The 21,657-nt window shown below is 68.7% G+C and carries 23 protein-coding genes and 2 pseudogenes; 17 read left to right on the top strand and 8 right to left on the bottom strand.

The window, feature by feature from the left end; all coding sequences use genetic code 11:
• Positions 1–33 precede the first annotated feature (33 nt).
• Entirely contained in the window at positions 34–2,187 is a 2,154-nt protein-coding gene (locus PV396_RS25975; protein WP_319208549.1) for a pectinesterase family protein, read from the top strand.
• 91 nt (positions 2,188–2,278) lie between these two features.
• Here the strand turns inward: PV396_RS25975 and PV396_RS25970 are convergent, their stop codons facing one another.
• Complete coding sequence (locus PV396_RS25970) at positions 2,279–4,102, bottom strand: bifunctional metallophosphatase/5'-nucleotidase (RefSeq protein WP_319208548.1); 1,824 nt, start codon at positions 4,100–4,102, stop codon at positions 2,279–2,281.
• Positions 4,103–4,293: 191 nt separating this feature from the next.
• Here PV396_RS25970 and mshD point away from each other — a divergent pair, with 191 nt between their 5' ends.
• From mshD to PV396_RS25955, 3 genes and pseudogenes are all read left to right on the top strand, one after another.
• Complete coding sequence (gene mshD, locus PV396_RS25965) at positions 4,294–5,229, top strand: mycothiol synthase (protein WP_319208546.1); 936 nt, start codon at positions 4,294–4,296, stop codon at positions 5,227–5,229.
• A gap of 100 nt (positions 5,230–5,329) precedes the next feature.
• Entirely contained in the window at positions 5,330–5,716 is a 387-nt protein-coding gene (locus PV396_RS25960) for a GntR family transcriptional regulator (RefSeq protein ID WP_319208544.1), read from the top strand.
• Positions 5,713–6,159 (top strand): annotated as a pseudogene (locus tag PV396_RS25955) (ATP-binding cassette domain-containing protein); the annotation flags it as partial. The gene PV396_RS25960 and the pseudogene PV396_RS25955, both read left to right, overlap by 4 nt.
• A gap of 365 nt (positions 6,160–6,524) precedes the next feature.
• On the opposite strand, the gene PV396_RS25950 reads toward PV396_RS25955, so the two are convergent.
• Positions 6,525–6,788 carry a hypothetical protein gene (locus PV396_RS25950; protein ID WP_319208543.1) on the bottom strand — a complete coding sequence of 88 codons (264 nt, stop codon included), beginning with the start codon at positions 6,786–6,788 and terminating at the stop codon, positions 6,525–6,527.
• Between the two features lie 129 nt (positions 6,789–6,917).
• Positions 6,918–8,402 carry an NAD(P)/FAD-dependent oxidoreductase gene (locus PV396_RS25945; protein WP_319208541.1) on the bottom strand — a complete coding sequence of 495 codons (1,485 nt, stop codon included), beginning with the start codon at positions 8,400–8,402 and terminating at the stop codon, positions 6,918–6,920.
• Positions 8,403–8,845: 443 nt separating this feature from the next.
• Between PV396_RS25945 and PV396_RS25940 the strand changes: the two genes are divergently transcribed.
• The 4 genes from PV396_RS25940 to PV396_RS25925 all read left to right on the top strand — a co-directional run bounded on the left by PV396_RS25940 (position 8,846) and on the right by PV396_RS25925 (position 11,841).
• A complete protein-coding gene (locus tag PV396_RS25940) occupies positions 8,846–9,190 on the top strand; it encodes a hypothetical protein (protein WP_319208540.1) in 345 nt (114 codons plus the stop codon).
• 107 nt (positions 9,191–9,297) lie between these two features.
• The gene (locus PV396_RS25935) at positions 9,298–9,843 is read left to right on the top strand and encodes a DUF5819 family protein (RefSeq protein ID WP_319208539.1); all 546 of its coding nucleotides are present in this window, start codon (positions 9,298–9,300) and stop codon (positions 9,841–9,843) included.
• Positions 9,843–10,868 carry an HTTM domain-containing protein gene (locus tag PV396_RS25930; RefSeq protein ID WP_416071472.1) on the top strand — a complete coding sequence of 342 codons (1,026 nt, stop codon included), beginning with the start codon at positions 9,843–9,845 and terminating at the stop codon, positions 10,866–10,868. The genes PV396_RS25935 and PV396_RS25930 overlap by 1 nt, the downstream gene beginning before the upstream one ends.
• Positions 10,869–10,929: 61 nt before the next feature.
• Positions 10,930–11,841 (top strand): serine hydrolase domain-containing protein, encoded by a 912-nt coding sequence (locus PV396_RS25925; RefSeq protein WP_319208536.1) that lies wholly within the window; start codon positions 10,930–10,932, stop codon positions 11,839–11,841.
• On the opposite strand, the gene PV396_RS25920 is transcribed toward PV396_RS25925, so the two are convergent.
• Together PV396_RS25920 and PV396_RS25915 are read right to left on the bottom strand one after the other, a co-directional pair.
• Positions 11,815–12,093, bottom strand: a complete 279-nt coding sequence (locus tag PV396_RS25920; protein WP_319208535.1) for a hypothetical protein — start codon at positions 12,091–12,093, stop codon at positions 11,815–11,817. The two genes, PV396_RS25925 and PV396_RS25920, sit on opposite strands and share 27 nt — an antisense overlap.
• A 101-nt stretch (positions 12,094–12,194) precedes the next feature.
• A complete protein-coding gene (locus PV396_RS25915) occupies positions 12,195–12,383 on the bottom strand; it encodes a hypothetical protein (protein ID WP_319208533.1) in 189 nt (62 codons plus the stop codon).
• A 39-nt stretch (positions 12,384–12,422) separates the two neighbouring features.
• Between PV396_RS25915 and PV396_RS25910 the strand changes: the two genes are divergently transcribed.
• Together PV396_RS25910 and PV396_RS25905 are read left to right on the top strand one after the other, a co-directional pair.
• On the top strand, positions 12,423–12,650 hold the full coding sequence (locus PV396_RS25910; RefSeq protein ID WP_319208531.1) for a hypothetical protein: 228 nt from the start codon (positions 12,423–12,425) through the stop codon (positions 12,648–12,650).
• A 48-nt stretch (positions 12,651–12,698) separates the two neighbouring features.
• Positions 12,699–12,881 carry a hypothetical protein gene (locus PV396_RS25905; RefSeq protein ID WP_319208530.1) on the top strand — a complete coding sequence of 61 codons (183 nt, stop codon included), beginning with the start codon at positions 12,699–12,701 and terminating at the stop codon, positions 12,879–12,881.
• 16 nt (positions 12,882–12,897) lie between these two features.
• On the opposite strand, the pseudogene PV396_RS25900 reads toward PV396_RS25905, so the two are convergent.
• Positions 12,898–14,111: pseudogene (locus tag PV396_RS25900) on the bottom strand (RNA-guided endonuclease InsQ/TnpB family protein).
• Between the two features lie 50 nt (positions 14,112–14,161).
• Here PV396_RS25900 and tnpA point away from each other — a divergent pair.
• From tnpA to PV396_RS25880, 4 genes are all read left to right on the top strand, one after another.
• Entirely contained in the window at positions 14,162–14,590 is a 429-nt protein-coding gene (gene tnpA, locus PV396_RS25895; RefSeq protein ID WP_319208529.1) for an IS200/IS605 family transposase, read from the top strand.
• 513 nt (positions 14,591–15,103) lie between these two features.
• A complete protein-coding gene (locus tag PV396_RS25890; RefSeq protein ID WP_319208528.1) occupies positions 15,104–17,335 on the top strand; it encodes an RNA degradosome polyphosphate kinase in 2,232 nt (743 codons plus the stop codon).
• Positions 17,316–18,449 carry a CHAD domain-containing protein gene (locus PV396_RS25885; protein ID WP_319208527.1) on the top strand — a complete coding sequence of 378 codons (1,134 nt, stop codon included), beginning with the start codon at positions 17,316–17,318 and terminating at the stop codon, positions 18,447–18,449. The genes PV396_RS25890 and PV396_RS25885 overlap by 20 nt, the downstream gene beginning before the upstream one ends.
• A complete protein-coding gene (locus PV396_RS25880) occupies positions 18,446–18,901 on the top strand; it encodes an NUDIX hydrolase (RefSeq protein WP_319208525.1) in 456 nt (151 codons plus the stop codon). The genes PV396_RS25885 and PV396_RS25880 overlap by 4 nt, the downstream gene beginning before the upstream one ends.
• A 16-nt stretch (positions 18,902–18,917) precedes the next feature.
• On the opposite strand, the gene PV396_RS25875 is transcribed toward PV396_RS25880, so the two are convergent.
• Positions 18,918–19,094 (bottom strand): hypothetical protein, encoded by a 177-nt coding sequence (locus tag PV396_RS25875; protein WP_319209361.1) that lies wholly within the window; start codon positions 19,092–19,094, stop codon positions 18,918–18,920.
• Positions 19,095–19,218: 124 nt separating this feature from the next.
• Between PV396_RS25875 and PV396_RS25870 the strand changes: the two genes are divergently transcribed.
• Together PV396_RS25870 and PV396_RS25865 are read left to right on the top strand one after the other, a co-directional pair.
• Entirely contained in the window at positions 19,219–20,100 is an 882-nt protein-coding gene (locus PV396_RS25870; RefSeq protein WP_319208524.1) for a hypothetical protein, read from the top strand.
• 132 nt (positions 20,101–20,232) lie between these two features.
• Positions 20,233–20,424: a hypothetical protein gene (locus PV396_RS25865; protein WP_319208522.1), complete on the top strand. Its 192-nt coding sequence runs from the start codon at positions 20,233–20,235 to the stop codon at positions 20,422–20,424.
• A gap of 53 nt (positions 20,425–20,477) precedes the next feature.
• Here the strand turns inward: PV396_RS25865 and PV396_RS25860 are convergent, their stop codons facing one another.
• A complete protein-coding gene (locus tag PV396_RS25860; protein WP_319208520.1) occupies positions 20,478–20,819 on the bottom strand; it encodes a metal-sensitive transcriptional regulator in 342 nt (113 codons plus the stop codon).
• Between the two features lie 216 nt (positions 20,820–21,035).
• On the opposite strand from PV396_RS25860, the gene PV396_RS25855 reads away from it, so the two are divergent.
• Positions 21,036–21,656 (top strand): DUF47 domain-containing protein, encoded by a 621-nt coding sequence (locus PV396_RS25855; protein ID WP_053742085.1) that lies wholly within the window; start codon positions 21,036–21,038, stop codon positions 21,654–21,656.
• Position 21,657 lies beyond the last annotated feature (1 nt).

Raw genomic sequence — 21,657 nt, 5'->3', positions numbered from 1 at the left:
TCCAGTTAACCCCTCACTCGAACGGAAGCAGCCGTGAGCGAAACCCGCAGCGAGCCCGGCAGCCGCACCCCTGGTCGCAGCCGCAGTCGTAGTCGTCACCGTCGGCGCAGAACCGCCCTGTTCGCCGGAGTCCCCCTGGCGCTCGCCTCCGCCGGGGCCATGGCCTACGGAGGTGTCCTGGGAGTGTTCGGCGCGGACGCGCAGCCCCAGGCGTCCGCCGCCTCCGCCACCACCTCGGCCAGGGCCGCTTCCTCCGCGCTCGCCGGTGTCACGGATGTCGCCAACGGCTTCGCGTCCGTCAACGCCCTTGGTCAGAACGGGACTTACGGCGGCCGGGGCGGCCAGACCGTCACCGTGAAGACGCTCGCCGACCTGGAGAAGTACGCGACCGCCGCCGAGCCGTACATCATCGTCGTCGCCGCCACCATCAACATGAACCCGGTCGGCAAGGAGATCAAGGTCGCCTCCGACAAGACCATCATCGGGTCCGGCACCGCCGGGCACATCGTCGGCGGCGGGTTCTTCCTCGGGCAGGGCGTCCACAACGTCATTATCCGGAACCTGACCATCCGGGACGCCTACCAGGGTGTCTGGAACGACAAGGAACACGACTTCGACGCCATCCAGATGGACGGCGCCCACCACGTGTGGATCGACCACAACGATCTGCGGCACATGGCCGACGGTCTCATCGACAGCCGCAAGGACACGACCTACCTGACCGTCTCCTGGAACAAGCTGAGCCAGGAGAACAAGGCCTTCGGGATCGGCTGGACCGAGAACACCACCGCCGACATCACGATCCACCACAACTGGATCCGCGAGACCGAGCAGCGCAACCCCTCCACCGACAACGTGGCCCACGCGCACCTCTACAACAACTACCTGGAGGACGAGGCGGGGACCACCATCAAGTCCTCGTACGGCAACTACTCGCGCGGCAAGACGAACATGGTCCTGGAGAACTCGTACTTCCAGGGCATGACCAACCCCGTCGTCCGGGACGCCACCGCCACGCTCGTCCAGCGCGGCAACGTCTTCTCGGGGACGACGGGCAAGAACGAGAGCGGGGGGTCGGGCGCGGCCTGGGACCCGAAGACGTACTACGCCTACACGCTCGACAAGGCGGCCGACGTGTCGGCCCTGCTCAAGTCCGGTGCGGGTCCCCGTAGTTCGGTCGCGAAAGCGACCAGTACGACCAGTGCGACCGCGACCACCACGTCCGCCGCCGCCACGACCCTGACCGTCGCCGCCGACGGTTCCGGCCAGTACCGGACCGTGCAGGCCGCGGTGAACGCCGTACCCGCCAACAACCCCTCCCGGGTGGTCATCTCGGTCAAGCCGGGCACGTACCGCGAGCTGGTCAAGGTCCCCTCCAACAAGCCGCACGTCACCATCCAGGGCAGCGGCGGCAGCCGCAAGGACACCACGATCGTCTTCAACAACGCCTCCGGTACGCCGAAGCCCGACGGCTCCGGCACGTACGGCACCGGCGGCAGCGCCACGGTCGCCGTCGAGGCGGACGACTTCCAGGCCCGCAACCTGACCATCTCCAACGACTTCGACGAGGGCGCCCACCAGGACATCGCGGGCCAGGCGGTCGCCCTGCGCACCGCAGCCGACAAGGTGTTCCTCGACGGCGTCATCGTCAGCGGCGACCAGGACACCCTGCTGGTGGACACCGCGTCCAAGGACAAGCTGGGCCGGGTCTACATGACCAACTCGTACGTCATCGGCAACGTCGACTTCATCTTCGGCCGGGCCACCGCCGTGATCGACAAGTCCGTCATCACCCTGAAGAAGCGCTGGAACGGCACCTCGGCCGGCTATGTCACGGCCCCCAGCACCGTCGCGAACCGCAAGGGCATCCTCATCGCCAACTCCACGGTGAGCGGTGACGTCTCCGACCGCAGCTTCTACCTCGGCCGTCCCTGGCACGCGGGCGGCGACGCGAGCCTCGACCCGCAGACCACGATCCGCAACACCACCCTGAGCGCCGCGATCAGGACCACCCCGTGGACCGACATGAGCGGCTTCTCCTGGAAGGAGGACCGTTTCGCCGAGTACAAGAACACGGGCGCGGGCTCGGGCGCCGCGAGTGGCGACCGCCCGATCCTGACCGACGCCCAGGCAGCCAACCAGGAGATCGCCGACTGGCTGGGTGACTGGACCCCGACGGCCGGCTGACCGACCCGGAACAGAATTGCGGAGGGCCCAAGGCGACAAGCCTTGGGCCCTCTGTGCTGGAACTTCTCCAACCACTACCGCACGATCACCACTACTGCACGATCGTGATCCGCTTCGCCGCCGGCGGCGCGATCGGTGTCGTGGGCGTGGAGTTGGCGGTCAGGTAGTCCGCCAGCGCCGCGAGGTCGTCCGTGCCGACCAGGTCGTTCGTGCCCTGGCCCAGCGTCGGGAAGCCGTCGCCGCCGCCCGCGAGGAAGCTGTTCGTCGCGACGCGGTAGGTGGCGGCCGGGTCGATCGCCGCCCCGCCGAGCTTGACCGAGTCGACGACCACGCGCGCCGCGCCCGTCTTCGTCATGTCGAGCGTGTAGGTGAGCCCCGAGGACACCTGAAGCACCTTCGGCGAGGCCGTGTTGCCACCGCTCACCTGCTCCTGGAGTACGGAGATCAGCTGGGCGCCGGTGAAGTTCTGGAGGTTGACCGTGTTGGAGAACGGCTGGACCGTGAAGCCCTCGGCGTAGGTGACGACACCGTCGCCCTCGGCGCCCTTCGCCGCGAAGGTGAGCCCCGCGCGGATACCGCCCGGGTTCATCAGCGCGAGGTCGGTCTCCGGGTCGAGCTTCTTGCCGTACGCCAGTTGCGCGTCGGCGATGAGGTCGCCCATCGGGGACTCGGTGCCGGTGCTGGGGATGTCGCCGGAGATGTAGCCGATGGCGCGGTTGCCGATGGGCGCCGCGAGGGTGTTCCAGCGGGCGATCAGGTCGGTCATGTCCGGGGCCTTGGCGACGGTCCGGGTGACCACGTGGTTCGCCGAGCGGACGGCCGTACGGGCGATGTCACCCGTCCAGCGGTCGTACGTCAGCGTGGTGTCCGTGTAGAGGCGGCCGAAGGACGCGGCCGAGGTGACCGTGCGCGGCTTGCCCGAGGGGTCCGGGATGGTGCAGGCGTACGCGGCGTGCGTGTGGCCGGTGACCAGCGCGTCGACCTTCGGGGTGATGTTCTTCGCGATGTCGACGATCGGACCGGAGATCCCGGAGCCGGCGCCCGCCGCGTCACAGTCGTAGTTGTACGAGCCGGAGGCCGGCAGACCGCCCTCATGGATCAGCGCGACGACGGACTTGACGCCCTGCTTCTCCAGTTCCTTGGCGTACTTGTTGATCGTCTCGACCTCGTCCTTGAACTTGAGGCCCTTCACTCCCTCGGCGGAGACGACACCGGGGGTGTCCTCCAGGGTCACGCCGATGAAGCCGATCTTGACGCCGTTGTGCTTCCACACCCAGTAGGGCTTGAGGATCGGCTTCTTGGTCTTCGCGTCGAGCACGTTCGCCGCGAGGTAGGGGAAGTCGGCGCCCTTGAACTTCTTGCCCTTGACGTAGCAGCCGTCGGTCGGGTGGCAGCCGCCGTTCTGCAGGCGGGCCAATTCCCTGGCGCCCTCGTCGAACTCGTGGTTGCCGACCGAGGTGACGTCCAGGTCGAGGCCGTTGAGCGCCTCGATGGTGGGCTCGTCGTGGAAGAGGCCCGAGATCAGCGGGGAGGCGCCGACCATGTCGCCGCCGGCCGCCGTGATCGAGTACGGGTTGTCCCCGCGCGCCTCGCGCAGATGCGTGGCGAGGTACTCGACACCGCCCGCGTCGATCGTCTTCGTCGTGCCGTCGTGCTGGATCTCGGTGACCCGGCCGGAGGAGCCGGACGGCGGTTCCAGGTTGCCGTGCAGGTCGTTGAAGGACAGCAACTGCACGTCCTGGTAGCGGCTCGGCTTGCCGTGGCCGTGGCCGCCGGGCTTGGCCGAGCTGTCGCCGGCGCTGGCCGGAAGTGCGGCGGCGGCGAGAGCGCCGACCGTGACGAGCCCGGCGGCGCCGGCGATCAGCGCGCGCGTACGGCGTCTGCGGCGGTGGTACGGCTGGGGTGTGGCTGGCATGTGCCCCCCTGAGGTTCGCGAGGTGAGGAAGACATAAGAAGAGGGTGAACTCTTAAGAAGAGGGTGAGAATTCAGCCCGTCCCGGCGCAGCCTAGGGTCAACGCGCGTAGCGCGACAGGGGTTGAGGGTTACGGAACGGTTGCCTCCCCGGGAGATTCACCATGAATCGGGCAGGCCGTACCCTCGTAGCCATGACCAGCGACGGCACTGAGCCCCTTGTCCCCTCCGGCCTGTCTCGTTCCATCGACACCCTGGCCGCCCTCACCTCCGAGCAGGCGGACACCGTTCTCGCACTGCTCGCGGAAGCCTCCCGGAACGACGGTCAGCAGGCGGTTTCCGAGCAGGGACGGCTGCAGTTGCGCGGGGGCGCCCGCCCGGGCGTGTCGCACTTCCTGCTGAGCGCGGGCGGTGAACTCGTCGGCTACGCCCAGCTGGAGGACACCGACCCGGTCGAGGCCCCGGCCGCCGAACTGGTCGTCCACCCGGCCCACCGGGGACACGGTCACGGGCGCGCCCTCGGCTCGGCCCTGCTGGCCGCATCCGGCAAGCGGCTGCGCGTGTGGGCGCACGGCGGCCACTCCGCCGCCCGGCACCTGGCCCAGGTCCTCGGCCTCACCCTCTTCCGCGAACTGCGCCAGCTGCGGCGGCCGTTGGCCGACCTGGAGCTGCCGGAGCCGAAGCTCCCCGAGGACGTGACGGTACGGACCTTCGTCCCCGGCGAGGACGACGCGGCCTGGCTCGCGGTGAACGCCGCCGCCTTCGCCCACCACCCCGAACAGGGCTCGCTGACCCAACGCGACCTCGACGACCGCAAGGCCGAGTCCTGGTTCGACCCGGAGGGCTTCTTCCTCGCCTTCCGCGAGGGCGAACTCATCGGCTTCCACTGGACGAAGACGCACGCGGCGGAGCGCCTCGGCGAGGTGTACGTCATCGGCCTGAGCCCGGACGCCCAGGGCGGCGGCCTCGGCCGGGCGCTCACCACGATCGGCCTGCGCCATCTGGCGGAGCGCGGGCTGCCCACGGCGATGCTGTACGTCGACGCGGACAACGCGGCGGCGGTGAGCCTGTACGAGCGACTGGGCTTCGAGACCCACGAGACGGACCTGATGTACCGCACGGAGTCATAGAGCGTCAGCGGTCTTCGCGGATGGGGGCGGTGATCTTGACACCGCCCCCTCTCTTGGTCCACCCTTTCACTACTCAATTAGTGAAAGGGTGGTTGTACGAGTGGTCGAGTACCGCATCGACAGACGCACCGGCGTCGCCACCTATCTGCAGATCGTCCAGCAGACCAAACAGGCCCTGCGCCTGGGCCTGTTGGAACCCGGCGACAAGCTGCCCACGGCCCGTGAGGTCGTGGAGGCCACCGCCATCAATCCGAACACCGTCCTGAAGGCCTACCGCGAGCTCGAGCGCGAGGGCCTGGTCGAGGCGCGGCGGGGCCTCGGCACGTTCGTCCGCAAGTCACTGGGGGCCGCCCCGGCGGACTCCCCCCTGGGCGCCGAACTGGCCGACTGGGCCGGCCGGGCCCGCGAGGCCGGACTCGAACGGGACGACGTGGCCGCGCTGTTCACATCCGTACTCGACACGCATTTCAAGGGGGACCAGGGATGAGCGACACCGCCATGGAGGCGGCCGGGCTGGGCAAGCGGTTCGGCCGGCGGAAGGGCTGGGCGCTGCGCGAGTGCGCGTTCCGGCTGCCGGCCGGGCGCGTCTGCGCGGTCGTCGGGCCCAACGGCGCCGGCAAGTCCACGCTGCTGGCCCACGCGGCGGGCCTCCTCAGGCCCACCGAGGGCACGCTCACCGTCCTCGGCACCAGCCCGGCGGCGGCGCGCGAACGCATGGCGTACGTCGCCCAGGACAAGCCCCTGCACCCCCAGCTCACCGTCGAGGACACCCTCCGCCTGGGCCGGGAACTCAACCCCCGGCGCTGGGACAGGGCCGTCGCCGAAGGCATCGTCGCGGACGGCGCCCTCGACCCCGACGCCAAGATCCGCACCCTCTCGGGCGGCCAGCGCACCCGGGTCACGCTCGCCCTCGCCCTCGGCAAGCGCCCTGCGTCGCGGCTGACCGTGATCACGCCGTCCGTGCCGTAGCTGTCTCAGTCGCAGGGCTGGCTCTCGTGGCCTAGACACACAGCGCACAGACCGTATGGAGGGCTCGGGTCGTTCGTGCGCGCCACGCACCAGCCGGGGCACGTGATCCAGGAGGTGATCTTGCGGGGCTGGGGATGTCGGCCCGTACGGGTTCGGCGGTGCCCGCTCGCAAGGCGGCGGAGCGCCGCGCCACAGACGACACCGTTATGGCGACGAAGCCGGCACCACGAGTGAGAAGCAGCGCCGGCAACGGCCTCGGCGCGCTGCGGTAGAAGGCGTTGACAACGGAAAAAGTGGCGCCCTCGTCCCGCCGGGGCCCGAACGTGTCACGGCCGTGAAGCGGACTCTGTCTCCGAGCCGGGACGCCGCGAGGTGACGCGTCGGCGCGCCACCAGAGTGGTACCGGTTATCACAAGGCCGACCGCTACGATCTTCGCGGCCTGGTAGATCAAAGGGACGTTCGAGCCCGAGCGGCCCAGGAAGGCCCACAGCAAGAGACCGAGCCCGAGGACCATCAGGACCAAGCCGCCGACAGGACCGCCGAGGCCCGCCCACCAGGGCTGGGGCTGCGTCTCTAACTCGCGCTCCATGCTCGGCTCTTCACTCTCATCAACTGTCATGTCGCGAACATTAACAAGCTTCCGGTCCGTGGTCGCGCCAACCCCTGAGGCCGCCAGGGGATGCCGGCGCCGGTAGCCGCACGAGGGTGTGCTCTTCCTTCACTTCCCTCCCTGGACGAGTGCGTCGCTCTCGCCAGGGGCCAAGCTCGGCGCCGTACGGATGCCGAACTCCCGCCTCAGCGCCGAGCGGGCGGCCAGGTAACCGGACATTCCGTGGACGCCGGGCCCTGGCGGTGTGGACGCGGAGCACAGGTACACGCCTCGGAGCGGCGTGCGATAGGGATCCACGCGGGGAGCCGGACGGAGGATGCTTTGCCTCAGCGTCACAGCACCGCCGTTGATGTCACCGCCGACGTAATTGGGGTTGTAGGACTCGTAGTCGCTGGCCCTGATGCCGCGGCTGGCGATGATCGTGTCACTGAAGCCGGGCGCGTAGTGCTCGATGTGCGCCTGCACCATGGCCACAGGGTCGAGGGAGCTCTCGTTCGGCACATGGGCATAGGCCCACACCGGCCGCTTTCCGTCGTGGGCCCGTGTGGGGTCGGCGACGGCGGGGTCGACCACCAGGACGAAGGGATCTGGTACGGCGACACCCGCCGCGGTGAGAGTTTCCCGCTGCTCTATCTGTGCCCGCGTTCCGCCGAGGTGCACGGTGCCCGCCAGACCGACCTCAGAATGGCGCCAGGGGATGGGGGCGTTGACGAGGAAGTCCACCTTGGCGGCCCCCGGACCGTGGCGGAAGCGGGAGAGGTGGCGAGCGTACCGGGTGGGGAGCAGCTCACCGGCGGCTTGCAGCAGGCCTTTCGGGGCGGTGTCGAAGAGCACCACCTTCGATCCCTGCAGCTGCCTCAGATCATCGATCTTCTGTCCGGTGTGGAATGTGCCGCCGTGGGCGGCGATGTCTGCGGCCAGGACCTCGGCGACGCGGCTGCTGCCGCCTTCTGGAAGTGGCCAGCCACTGCCGTGGGCGAGGTGGCCCAGCAGGAGTGCGATGGCGCCTGAGGCCAAGCTCGGCAGTCGTCCCACGGCATGGGCTGCGACGCCGGTCAGCAGGGCCCTGCCCCCTTCTGTCGTCAGAGTGCGCCGTCCGAGCCGAGTGCCGTGCGTGAGAGCGCGCGTGGCGAACCCGACCGCCCCAAGCAGGTCCCGCGGAAGGGCGCGTTGCGGGGAGAGGACGAGATCGACCACGGCGGAACTCCGGGCCAGCAGGGGGGTCATCATGCGCCGCCAGGGTTCGCCATCCGCCCCCAGCCGTGCACAGGTCGCCTCCAAGTCGCGGTAGGCCAGGGCTGCCGCGCCGTCGGGCAGAGGGTGCGCGTAGCTGACCTCGGGTTGCCGGAAGCGAACCCCGCGCGAGGCCAGATCGAACTCCCGGAAGAACCGCGACGCGACCGCCATGGGATGAACGGCCGCACATACGTCGTGCGTGACGTCATCGTCGAACAACACCGCGCTGCGCAGCCCCCCGCCGATCTCGTGGTGGACCTCAAAGAGTTCCACCTGCAATCCGGCGCGGGCCATGACCACTGCGGCCGCCAGCCCGTTCGGGCCCGTCCCCACAATCGCGACATCCGCCTTCCCCACCGGCTGCTCCTCCCACTAGCAGGCGGCCCGCCGTAATTGCCACCGCCGTCACCCTAACCGCAAATCACCCATACCTGGCAGAAAATTAACACAAATCAACATACTGATCCATCTTGGGTGAACAATGATCTATTGGCTTCCACCTAGATCACCTACGATGTATGGAGCGTATTCGCTCAGCAACCTTAAAGAAACAGGTTGTGAAGACTTAGTGACCATGGTTAGAGTCTTCGACAGGAGCGAACGCGACCAAAGGTCATGACGTTCTTTTCTGCGTTTGACTTTGTTTGCTTCCATATAGCTGCACCATGCAGCTGGCTTCAGCCCTGGACGCGGGGGAACTGCCCCGAACGATCCTCCGTGGCGTCCTCATCCAGAGGAACGCGCAGTGAGACCGGGCATCCGTGAGGGCTGAAGACGACCAGTACATGAAATGGGGAACTATGCAGAAGCGAACTGCCGGAGCCGTCATCGGCGCCGCCGTCGCGGGTACCTGCCTTGCACTGACCATGCAGGGCTCGGCCCAGGCCACGCCCGCCGCGCCCGTGGCGGAGCAGGCGACCACCGTCAGTAAGGGTGCCGACAAGGCGCCGCAGGCTGTTGCGAGCGCTGCGGGTCGGGCAGCCACCCGGGCAGCCGGCCGGGCGACCGTGCACGCCAGGGCCGCCGGAAGCTCCCTGGCCAACGCTGCGGGGGCGCTGACGGACAACCTGAGCCTCGGCGGCCTGTTCAGCGAGCCGGCGAACATCTCCGGCGAGGTCTCCGACTCGACCGCTTTCGATAGGTGACAGCGCATCGTCGCGTCCAGAGGGCGGTACTGCTTGCCGGTGCCGCCCTCCTGGGTGCCCACTTCTCCGTAGCGGCCTTCTCCCAGACGCCGCTGAGTCCTGCCAAAGTGCAGATGGCACCGTTCCTCAATGACTACCTCCAGCCGTACTTCGCGCAGAACTGGATGCTCTTTGCCCCGGACCCGGTGATGGTCGATCAGGGGATCATCGCAAGAGGCCGGTGCAGTGACGGCGAGGTCACGAAGTACCACGACGTGACGGGCCCATCGATCCAGCGGGTCCAGGACAGCAGGTTCTTTCCCTCGCGCATGACCCGCGTGGTCAGCAACGGCATCCAGCAGTACAACTCGACCGACGACCTCCTGAGGCGCCTCCGCGAACAGAAGGAAAAGAAGGAGGCCGAGAAGCCGGGAGAGAACCCCATTCCGCTGATGCCGCACGAGAAGCGCACACGCGATCAAGCGGTGAACTATCTGTCACGGTACGCGCTGACGCAACTGGCTCAGGCCTGCGAGGACGGCCGCGGTCTCCAGGCGGTGCAGGTCCGGATGTACGCACGCTCCCTCCCTCCTTGGTCACAGAGGAAGAACCCCGACGCCCGCGACAAGGTCGACGCCTACGACTTTCCATGGAAGAAAGCCGCTGATCTGTAGTGAGTCTCTTGAACAAGATCGACGCATGGGCCAGCCGCCCTGTCGCCGTCCTGGGTGTGTCAGGAACCCGAGCGTTACTCGGGTTCGTCGGCCTCATGTTCTACGTCAGCCAGTACCGGGACCGGCACTACCTGTTCGGCCCCGGAAACGACACGCTGCTTCCCCACCACATCTTCCTCGACGAACTGAGGGATTCGGGAACCTTCAGCATCTACGCGTGGAGCACTTCGTCGCTCATGTTCGAGGTGGTCTATCACCTCGGAGTGATCGCTGCACTGGCTGTCACTCTGGGCATCGGAGGCCGTCCCGTCCTGGCGGTGCACGGCATATTCCTGTGGTCGCTCTATCAGCGGCAGTCAGCTCTGATGGATGGCGGCGACAATCTCATGCACCTTGTCATCCCGATGTTGCTGCTCACACGCTGCTACGACCATTTCTCCCTGCGGTCCCCGCTCGGGGAACGCGTGACGCGGCGCCTACCCGAGGCTGTTCGAGCAGCAGGCGTACCCCTGCACAATCTGGGCGTCACCGCGATCGCCGTGCAGATGTGCCTGGTCTACATGGTCAGCGGTCTGTACAAGGTGCAGGGACAGTCCTGGCAGGACGGAACCGCGCTCTTCTACATCATGCGCGTTCCTGAATTTGAGTTTCCCGGCGTCTCGGAACTCGTGTACAACAACGATGTGCTGGTGTATATCGGCACTTATGCAACGGTCATCTTTCTCGTCTACTTCCCCATGGGAGTCCTGGTACCGACGCTGCGCCCATGGGCAGCCGCCGCTTCCATCGGTTTCCACATCTCCATCGGCTTTTTCATGGGGCTCACCGGATTCGCATTGACGATGATCGCCTGTGACCTCGTATTCCTTTCACCCGAACTGTCCCGCGCCCTCGGGGTAGCACGAAAGCTGGGTGCGCGCGGAAAGGAACTGGGCGCGCGCAGCAAGGAAAATGCCGTGGCAGACGGGACCGGTGGTGCGCCGGCGCAGAACCGTGAACCGGTAGCGGCCGCTTCCGCCGAGTGAAAGGCCCCCTGTGCGACATCCCCCCACCTGTGTCCTCGGCAGTCACCTCGACGTTCCTCGTGTGACCGGCGGGCATGATCCCGACGCATACGTGGAGCTGGGATCCTTCACCAAGGTCCTGACCGGAACCGTCCTTGACGTGCTTGTTGGGACCCACGTCGTGTCCCTCGACGACCCGGTCGAGCGGTGGCTGAGCGCGGCTCCCGGCACCGGCGTTACTCTCCGGCACCTGGCCGACCACACTTCCGGCCTTCCGCGGTTGCCACCCGACACTGGCCTGTTCAACCCGTACAGGGACTTCACGCAGGCTCGGCTCAACGAGTTGGTGGGTCGTCTCGACAGCCTGCTCACCACGCGCCCGGGCGAGCGTGAGGAGTACTCGAACCTCGGGTACGCCGTGCTCGGCGCGGCACTGACGTCGGCCGCCGACCGGAGCTACGAGGAACTGGTCAATGATCACGTGCTCGCGCCACTCGGCCTGCCCGCGGTAACGGTGACCGCCAGACCACCCATGGACCAGCGCCTGCTGGCGTCGAGCTGGTTCGGCCGCCCCTCGAAGCCATGGGACCTGACCGGAGCCATCCTGCCCGCCGGCGGTATGTGGGCCAGCACACGCACAGCCGCGCGCCTGCTCACCGGACTCGTCGTCGACAAGACCCTCGGTGAGCCCGCGCTCACCTGGCGCCGGGTCGGGGAGCGGCCGTTGACCTACCACAACGGCGCCACCCGGAAATCCCGGATCTTCGCTGGAGCGATACACGACGGACGCTGGGTGGTTGTTCATCGCCTCTCCGGATCCATCAAGGGCACGGACCGGGCCGGAATAGACGAGCTGCGTGCAGCAGCGAAAGGAGTGGATGAGGCGGCGCCAGCTGGAGACCCGTGTCAAGCCGGTCCAGGAGCGATTGGTCTCCGGGGCCAGGTACTGCAGCCGCAGCTCATAGGATCATCGACCAGGGCAGGCCGGACATGATCGTCGAGGACAACGCCGTCTACTTCCCCGCGCCGACGACGGCGGCGCCCCCTTCGTACGGATCAGCGGACGGCCGAGCTCGGGGTACAGCGTCCGACTCGACCCGTACACCGACGGCCAACCGAACTCGTCCTCGTCCCATCCGGCGTCCCGCTCGTCGCCGTCGAGCAGGTCGTTCACGTCGTCCTCGGTCAGCTTCGGCTCCAGCCCGTCCATGGCCTTCATGATGCCGCCCGGGCCCTGCACGGTCATGCGGCCGGGGCCTGGTCGTCCTCCAGCACGCTGAAGTCGACATCGAGGCGGGTGTCGTAGTCCTCCGGGGCGATTCCTATCAACGGCCCCGCCTACGCCCGCTACGACACCGCCAACACCATCAGCGGCGGCCTCATCAACGTCGTACCGCTGCTCACCGCCCTGTGGGCGGGCACCTCGCTCATCGGCCGCGAACTGGAGAACGGCACCGCCCAGCTGGCCTGGACCCAGTCCGTGTCCCCGGCCCGCTGGCTCGCCGCCAAGCTCGCCGTACCGGCCGCGCTGCTCACCGCGGGCACCCTTCTCCTCGCCCTCCTGCACCACCTGGCGTGGGGCGCGCACGCCGCGCTGTTCCACGGGAGGGCCCCCAGCAGTGGCACGACACCGGCAACTACTTCGCGAACGGCACCCTCGCCCCCGCGTACACGCTGCTCGGCCTGGCAGTGGGCGCCCTGACGGGACTGCTCGTACAGCGGTCCATGGCCGCCTCCGGCAGCACCTTCTTCGCCTTCGCGGTCCTCCAGTTCGTGATCATGTCGCTGCGTCCGTATCTGTGACCGGCCAAGACCCTGACCAGCAAGAACGGCTACCCGGACTACATCGGCATGGTCATGGACAACGGCGCCCTGACCTCCACCGGGAAGCACATCGCCGACCCGATCTGCGGGGACGGCGCCCAGTGCCTGGCCCACTACGACATCGTCGCCTTCTTCCGCGACTACCACCCGGCCTCCCACTTGCTTCCCTTGCTTCTGGCCCCTCCAGCTCGTGACTCCTCCCCCGGTTGAAGCCGGGGGCTTCTCGTTACGCCGGGTTGGCGTCGCGACGGACCAGCCCGGCCCGTAGAACGTTGGTGGCTCCCACTGTGTCGGCATGCGCGGTGTGGCCGCACGAGAGGCAGTGGAATTTTTCCTGGTTGGGCCGGTTCTCCTTCGCGGTGTGCCCGCATGCGGGGCAGGTGCGGGAGGTGTTGCGGGGGCCACGGCGATGACTTCCCGTCCGGCGCTTTCAGCCTTGGCGTGCAGGATCGTCAGGAACACCCCCCATCCGGCATCGTTGATCGACTTGTTGAGCCCGGCCTTGGCGGCGGCCCCGTTGGGCAGGAAGATGCCCGGCCGGTCGGGGTCGGGTTTCGGTGCGGGGGCCTTGCTCATGTTGCGGATCTTGAGGTCTTCGTGCGCGATGACGTCGTGTGCGCGGACCAGACTCAGCGCGGTCTTGTGGGCGTGGTCGAGCCTCTGACGCCGGACCTTGCCGTGCAGCTGGGCAACCTTTTCCACCGCGCGCCGGTGGTTGGCGGTCCGGTCCTTCGCCTTGCGGCGCGGGAAGCGGGACAGGGCCTGCTGCGCCGCCTGAAGTTTCGCGGCCGCACGGCGGCCGTGGCGCGGGCTGGGCACGAAATCGCCGTTGGAGTCGGCGAGGAAGTTCGCGATGCCCAGATCGATGCCGACCATGTTGCCGGTCGCGGGCAGCGGTTCGGGCCGGTCCTGCTCAACGCTCAGCACGACGAACCACTTACGGCCCTCGCGCTTGACCGACACGGTCTTCACCCGGCCGGCCACCGGGCGGTGCTGATTGACCCTGACGTGGCCGACGCCCTGGAAACGGACCCGGGTGACGGGAGCATGCGGGGTGGAGTTGAACCGGCAGCCGTCCCCGTCCTTGGGGAAGTCCACCGTGTCGAACCAGTTCACCCCGCGAAAACGCGGATAGCCCGGGGCATCGCCGGACCTGGCCCGGCGGAAGAACGCGGCGAACGCCTTGTCGAGGCGGCGCAGGGTGGCCTGCTGTGAACTGAACGACCAGCGGCCCTGACGCTCCGGGTCGAACGCCCGGATCTCCTTGAGCTGCGCGGACTGCATCCCGTACTTGACGGTGGTCTTCGAGACGTGCCGCCAGGCGTCACGGCGTTCCTGCAACGCCCCGTTGTAGAGAGAGCAGTGATCCCGCAGTATCTCGCCGAGTGCCTGCTCCTGGCGGACGGTGGGCCGCAGGAGGAACTTGTACGCACGGATCATCCAGCCCACCCCCTCCGGTCAAGTCAACTCGATCCTAATACACTTGGCGCATGTCACCACGCTGGGAACCAGATCCCGACATCAGGCGCGGAAACCATGTAATTTTCAACCTCCACGCACACTTGGTGTTCGTCACCAAATACCGGCGTGAGGTCTTCAACGACGACATGCTGACGCGCTGCGAGGCGATCATGCGGGACGTGTGCGAGAGCTTCGACGCCGAGCTGCGCGAGTTCAACGGCGAAGGCGATCACGTCCACCTGCTCGTCCACTACCCGCCGAAGACCGCCCTGTCCAAGCTCGTCAACAGCCTCAAGGGCGTCAGCTCCCGCTACCTCCGCGCGGAGTACACCGGCCGGATCAACCGGATCGGGACGGGATCCGTGTTCTGGTCCCCGTCCTACTTCGCCGCGTCCTGCGGCGGCGCACCACTGAGCATCGTCAAGGACTACATCGAGAACCAGAAACGCCCAGCCTGACCGCCACCCCGAAGACGCAGAGATCTCCGGCGCTTCGCGCCCCCGGGCCGAGGATCACATTCCCGCCCGGCCTGAAGGCCGGGATTCCCTACGAAGAACAAGGGATGGAGACCGGCATCGCCCTCGCCCTCGCCCTCGCCCTCGCCCTCGCCCTCGCCCTCGCCGCCGGAACGACAGCCGCCGCCTTCTGGCTGCTGCGCCGCCGCACAGCCTGACCGACGGCGCGCCGACCCGCGTATGCCCCTTCCGCAGGGGAGAAGGGGTATACGCGCACCTCCTGCTCGCCCTCACCTCGCACCCGCGAGCCGCCCCCAGATATCCCGCACGTCATGTCCCCGTAACCAGTGATTCAGCCGGGCTTGCGAGGCTCACCCAATGACGCCCGCAGTGCCCAGCCCTTCGCCGCCCCCAGAGGGCGTTAACGGGACCGGAGCGGACCTCTCCGCCCCCGCCGCGCTCCCGCCCGCGCGTTCCGACGCGCCGGTGGCGGCCCGGGCGCGGAACAATGGGGTCATGAGCCAGCCAAACGCCCAGTCGCAGGTACAGCACGCGCAGCCGTCCGTCGGTTCTCTGACGTCCCACCGCCCGCACACTGTCTCGGCCGTGGTCTCCGACCTGGAACCCGACATCGACGCCGACCTCGACGAGTACGAGGAGGCACCCTACGACGGCGAACTGCTGCCGCAGGGCCGCTTCCTCGACCGGGAGCGCAGCTGGCTCGCGTTCAACGAGCGGGTGCTCGAACTGGCCGAGGATCCCAACACTCCCCTCCTCGAACGGGCCAACTTCCTGGCGATCTTCGCCAGCAACCTTGACGAGTTCTTCATGGTCCGGGTGGCCGGCCTGAAGCGCCGGATAGCCACCGGCGTGGCCACCCGTTCCGCGTCCGGCCTCCAGCCCCGCGAGGTGCTGGAGATGATCTGGGCCCGCTCCCGCGAGCTGATGGCCCGGCACGCCGCCTGCTACCAGGAGGACGTCGCCCCGGCGCTCGCCGAGGAGGGCGTGCACCTGGTCCGCTGGAGCGAGCTGACGGAGAAGGAGCAGGCCCGCCTGTTCACCCTCTTCCGCCACCAGATCTTCCCGGTGCTCACCCCGCTGGCCGTCGACCCCGCGCACCCCTTCCCGTACATCTCGGGCCTCTCCCTGAACCTCGCGGTGATCGTCCGCAACCCGGTCAGCGGCCACCGCCACTTCGCGCGCGTGAAGGTGCCCCCGCTGCTGTCCCGCTTCCTGGAGGCCTCCCCGAGCCGGTACGTGCCCATCGAGGACGTCATCGCCGCGCACCTCGAAGAGCTGTTCCCCGGCATGGAGGTCCTGGAGCACCACGCCTTCCGCCTCACCCGCAACGAGGACCTCGAGGTCGAGGAGGACGACGCCGAGAACCTCCTCCAGGCCCTGGAGAAGGAACTCATGCGGCGCCGCTTCGGGCCGCCGGTGCGCCTGGAGGTCGAGGAGTCCATCGACCGGTACGTCCTCGACCTGCTGGTACGGGAGCTGAAGATCACCGAGGCCGAGGTGTACCCGCTGCCGGGTCCGCTCGACCTCACCGGCCTGTTCGGCATCTCCTCCCTCGACCGGCCCGAGCTGAAGTTCCCCAAGTTCATCGCCGGCACCCACCGCGACCTGGCCGAGGTCGAGTCGTCGTCCGCGCCGGACATCTTCGCCGCCCTGCGCGAACGGGACGTCCTCCTGCACCACCCGTACGACAGCTTCTCCACCTCCGTCCAGGCCTTCCTGGAGCAGGCGGCGATCGACGACGACGTCCTCGCCATCAAGCAGACCCTGTACCGGACGTCCGGCGACTCGCCGATCGTGGACGCCCTCATCGAGGCCGCCGAGGCAGGCAAGCAGGTCCTCGTCCTCGTCGAGATCAAGGCCCGCTTCGACGAGCAGGCCAACATCAAGTGGGCGCGCAAGCTGGAGGAGGCCGGCTGCCACGTCGTCTACGGCCTCGTCGGTCTGAAGACCCACTGCAAGCTGTCCCTGGTGGTCCGCCAGGAGGGTGACACGCTGCGCCGCTACTCCCACGTCGGCACCGGCAACTACCACCCCAAGACGGCCCGCCTGTACGAGGACCTGGGCCTGCTGACGGCGGACCAGCAGGTCGGCGCGGACCTCTCGGACCTGTTCAACCGCCTGTCCGGCTACTCCCGCCGCGAGACCTACCGCCGCCTCCTGGTGGCCCCCAAGTCCCTCCGGGACGGCCTGATCTCGCGGGTCAACAAGGAGGTCCAGCACCACCGTGCCGGACGCCCCGCCTACGTCCGCATCAAGGTCAACTCGATGGTGGACGAGGCGCTCATCGACTCGCTGTACCGCGCCTCCCAGGCAGGCGTCCCGTGCGACGTCTGGGTGCGCGGCATCTGCGCCGTACGGCCGGGAGTCCCGGGCCTGTCCGAGAACATCCGGGTCCGGTCGGTCCTCGGCCGCTTCCTCGAACACTCCCGGGTCTTCTCCTTCGGCAACGGCGGCGAGCCCGAAGTGTGGTTCGGCAGCGCCGACATGATGCACCGCAACCTCGACCGCCGCATCGAGGCACTCGTCAGGGTGACGGACCCGGCCCACCGGGCCGCGCTCAGCCGGATGCTGGAAGCCGGTATGTCCGACACCACGCAGTCCTGGCACCTGGGCCCGGACGGCGAGTGGACCCGGCACGCGACGGACGCCGAGGGCCAACCACTGCGGAACGTCCAGGAGATGCTCATTGACGCCCGGAGGCGCAGGCGTGGCCCAGCAACACCTTGACCCGACCGACCCCACGACGGCCGGCCCCGTGACGGCGGACGCCCTGGCGGACTACCTGCGCGCGCAGGCGACGGAGTTCCTCCGCGCCCTGCGCCTGCACAGGGAGACCGGCCCGGGCTCCGCCGCCCCGGGCGAGGAACCCGTGGACGCGGCGCGCGCCCTGCGCCACGCGGCCCGCCGCATCACGGGCACCCTCCACACCTTCCGCCCCCTCCTGGACCCCACCTGGGCGGAGGCGATGCACCCCGAACTGGCCTGGCTCTCAGGCACCTTGGCCCGCGAACACGCCTACGCGGCCCGCCTGGACCGCCTCCTACTGGCCCTGCAACGCCTGTCGGGAACCGCTCCTTTCCCGACCCAGCCGACCACCTCCCCGGCCCCCGCTGTGGGCAGTCGTTCCGCTGGGGCGGAACGGGTGGGCACAGCGGAACCCGCCACCGGCGGCCCCCGGACCCACCCGGCCGCACCCCCGGATCGCGCCAACCTGACCCTGGGCGCCGCGAAGGCAGGCGCCCTGCTCGAACGCCAGCTCACCCTCGCCCGCACCCGAGCCCACTCCGCCGCCCTCCAGGCCCTCGGCTCCTCCCGCTTCCACGCCGTCGCCGACAACGTCGCGGTCCTGGCCAGCGAAGTCCCCCTCACCCCCGCCGCCGCCTCCCCCACCACCCCCACCGACCTCCGCCCCCTCGCCCTCGCGGCCCACGACCGCCTCTGCGACGCCGTGACCGCCCTCCCCCTCCTCACCGCCGGCCACCCCTACAACGCCGAGGCCCTCATCCACGGCCTCTCCGCCGACCCGGCCCCCCACTCCCAGGACGCCCCCTGGCACCACGTACGCCTCCTCCTGCGCCTGCGCCGCTACGCCCTCGAGGTCCTGGAGGGCGACGAAGCCCGGGTCGACGTACGGATGTTGTCGGCCGGCGCGGCGCTCAACCGGCACCGGGACGCCTCCGAGGCCGCCGCGGCGGCGGCAGCGGCGGCCCGCACCCCGCGCATCGCCCCGGCGACGGCGTACGCGCTCGGCGTGCTCCACGCCGACCAGCGCCACGAGGTGGAGGCGGCACGGTTCGCGTTCCAGCAGTCCTGGGAGAAGAAGGCGATGAGCACGAGGTGACATCAGCGGAGGAACACCCCGACACCGGCCCCGGGACCCGCCCCGACGAACGCCCGGTACTGGCCGCGGGCTGCGTCCTGTGGCGCCGCTCGCCGGTGGACGGCGGCCTGGAGATCTGCCTCGTCCACCGGCCGAAGTACGACGACTGGTCGCACCCGAAGGGTCGTCTGAAGCGCGACGAGGAGACACTCGCCGCCGCGCTGCGCGAGGTCGAGGAGGAGACGGGCTACGAGGCCACCCCCGGCACCCCCCTCACCGCGTCCCACTACGAGGCCAACGGCCGCCCCAAACAGGTGAGTTACTGGGCGGCGGAGGCGACGTCCGGCGTCTTCGCCCCGAACGACGAGGTCGACCGCATCCTGTGGCTGCCCCCGGAAACGGCCCGCGACCAGCTGACCCAGGCCCGCGACAAGGACCTCGTCGACGAACTACTGGCCCTGTCGACGGAGTAGTTGGGGACGACAGTTGCTAGAGCCCGCCGTCCACATGCCCCTTGCCGTCCGTCCGGGCCAGGCTGCGGGCCCGACGGGCCGGCCCGCGCCACCCGCAGACGCATCTGGCGAAGCAGAACGGCCCGTGCTCCACCATGGAAACGGAGTGCTCTTCGGGAAACTCGGACTGTTCGCTTCGGTCCTGCTGCGCCACACCCTCAACCGTACCCACCCCCGGGTAAAGCACTGGTATCCGCGTGACAACCTCCCCCACCCCTCGTTAACCGGAATGACGACGACGGCCGTGGACCGACGGCCCGGCTTGGGGGTGGGCGGCGATGGACAGACGGCGCAACTGGCGAGCGGGCGGGGCGGTCGGCATTTCCCCCACGCCAACGGGTTTCCTGATCAGCGCCATCTGCACCATCTGTGCCATCTGCGCCACCGGCTGCACGGCCGGCGGTGCAGATGGCACCACCGAGGACGCGCGCCCGGCGGGCGACGCGGTGCGCGTCCTGCACCGCGCGGCCACGGTCCTGGTCGAGTCGGGCACCTCGAGGACCACCACCTCCATGGAGATGGCCACCGGCGGCACCCGGGTCACCATCCGGGGCGAGGGTGTCTACGACTACACGAAGCAGCTCGGCCGGCTCAGGGTGCTGCTCCCCCAGGACCCGGCGGGCGCCAGCCCGCACCGCCCGATCACCGAACTGCTCGCCCCGGGCGCCCTGTTCATGAAGAACCGGGGCGCGGGCGTCCCCGCCGACAAGTGGGTACGGGTGGACACGGCGACCGTGTCCGACGGCAACCTGGTGACGGGCGGCGCCACGGACCCGTTCGCCGCCGCCGAGGTACTGCGCGGGACGCGCGAGGCGACGTACGTCGGCCGGACCCGGGTCGCCGACACCGAGGTACGGCACTACCGGGGCACCGCCGACCTCGCCGAGGCCGCGAAGAAAGCCTCGCCGGGCAACAGGGGGCCGTTGGGAGCGGCGGCGAAAGGGTTCGCCACGGCCAGGGTCCCCTTCGACGTCTACCTCGACGACGAGGGCCGTATCCGCAAGCTCCTGCACCGGTTCAGCTTCGTCAACGGGCTCGGCGGGCAGCGGAGCACGGTCGCGGTCGCCTCGACGACGCTGCTGTTCGACTTCGGGGCCCCCGTGCGCGTACGGCTGCCACGGCCATCGGACATCTACGCGGGCCGGATCGCCGAACAGTGAGCCGAACAGTGAGGGGCGAGCAACCCGGCGGCCCGCCCCGGCGTCCGCCACAGCGCAAGGACTAGCCCGTCCGTGCCATGCGCGGTGCGTAGAGCGCTACCTACTCTAGGAAGCGGTTACGGCAGAGAAGAGGTGACGCACGTGGCTCAGGTCGGCGGTACGGCAGTTCAGGACCACGTGGCCCTCGCCGAGATCGAACTGTGCGGAGACCTGATCATCGCGGCCTCGGCGGCCGGCGAGGAGCGGCTCAGCCTGGAGAGCATCGACGCGGTGCTGAGGGTGGCGGAGGAACGCGAGGGACGCAAGGTCCCGTCGGCTGGCTGAAAACCGCCGTACGCGACGGGGTCGGCCGGGAAGCCACAGGTCTGTCGGCAGCCTCAGGTGCGCAGCAGCCGACCGATCGCCTTGGTCGCCTCCTCCACCTTCGCGTCGATCTCGGTACCGCCCTTGAGGGCCGCGTCAGCGACGCAGTGCCGCAGGTGCTCCTCGAGGAGCTGGAGTGCGAAGGACTGCAGGGCCTTGGTGGAGGCGGAGACCTGCGTGAGTATGTCGATGCAGTAGACGTCCTCGTCGACCATCCGCTGGAGCCCCCGGATCTGGCCCTCGATCCGGCGCAGCCGCTTCAGATGCTCGTCCTTCTGCTTGTGGTACCCGTGCACACCCCGATCGTGATCGGTCACGACGTCGGGCGTCTCCGCGCCGGCCTCGGTGGTCGTCATCGCATCCTCCCGTTGGGACAAGCATCGGACACAAAAGCACCCTTATACCCCTGCCGGGTATATGGTAACCAACTTTCCTGGGTATAGGGCCGGGTATAGACCACTGTGCAGTCCACTCTGTCCGATGGGCGACACTGGGGGCCGACCCGATAGCCGTGGCCGGATGTTGCGCCTAGCATCAGCCTGACCGATTTCGAAGGACTCCGAGGACCTCACGTGCGATTTCGTCTGACCCCCAGGGAGACGAGCTTCTACGACATGTTCGCCGCATCCGCGGACAACATCGTCACGGGCTCGCGGCTCCTCATGGAACTGCTCGGGGCGGACGCCTCCGGCCGGGCCGAGATCGCAGAGCGTATGCGGGCCGCGGAACACGCCGGCGACGACGCCACCCACGCGATCTTCCACCAGCTGAACTCCTCGTTCATCACGCCGTTCGACCGCGAGGACATCTACAACCTCGCCTCGCTGCTCGACGACATCATGGACTTCATGGAGGAGGCCGTCGACCTGGTGGTCCTCTACAACGTGGAGGAGCTGCCCAAGGGCGTCGACCAGCAGATCGAGGTCCTGGCGCGGGCGGCGGAACTGACGGCGGAGGCGATGCCGAACCTCCGCACGATGGAGAACCTCACGGAGTACTGGATCGAGGTGAACCGGCTGGAGAACCAGGCGGACCAGATCCACCGCAAGCTCCTCGCCCACCTGTTCAACGGCAAGTACGACGCGATCGAGGTGCTGAAGCTCAAGCAGATCGTGGACGTGCTGGAGGAGGCGGCCGACGCCTTCGAGCACGTGGCGAACACGGTGGAGACCATCGCCGTCAAGGAGTCCTGAC

The sequence above is a fragment of the Streptomyces sp. ME02-8801-2C genome (genome assembly GCF_033793965.1).
Taxonomy (GTDB): Bacteria; Actinomycetota; Actinomycetes; order Streptomycetales; family Streptomycetaceae; genus Streptomyces.
The sequence above is the reverse complement of the archived record's forward strand: the minus strand, read 5'-3'. Positions and strand labels throughout refer to the sequence as shown.